Origin of the sequence: Pleomorphochaeta sp. DL1XJH-081 (assembly GCF_049310885.1) — a bacterium.
In the GTDB taxonomy this organism is placed as follows: Bacteria; Spirochaetota; Spirochaetia; order Sphaerochaetales; family Sphaerochaetaceae; genus CAYZJV01.
Window position 1 is genome coordinate 1 of record NZ_JBMDYO010000061.1, and the last position, 280, is coordinate 280.

A 280-nucleotide genomic window follows, 5' to 3' on the forward strand; every position below is an offset into this window, starting at 1 on the left:
GTCCTGTCTCCCCCTTACCCGTAACTACGTTAATTACACCCGCTGGAATACCTGCCTCAATCGCAAGTTCAGCTAAACGTAATAAAGATAAGCTGGCAAACTCACTTGGTTTAAGCACAATGGTACAGCCAGTTGTCAAAGCTGAACCGATTTTCCAAACGCCAATCATGAGTGAGAAATTCCAAGGCACAATCCCTGCAACCACGCCAATTGGTTGTCTTAAAGTAAAGGCCGTATATTTTTCTCCTTGCATAGAAGGAATAGAGGGTTGAATGGTTTG

At 43.9% G+C, this 280-nt stretch carries 1 protein-coding gene; it reads right to left on the reverse strand.

Annotated elements, in window-relative coordinates:
* The coding region (locus tag ACODJP_RS13905) for an aldehyde dehydrogenase family protein (protein WP_422482514.1) at positions 1 to 253 on the reverse strand (253 nt) is incomplete at its 3' end.
* Positions 254 to 280 lie beyond the last annotated feature (27 nt).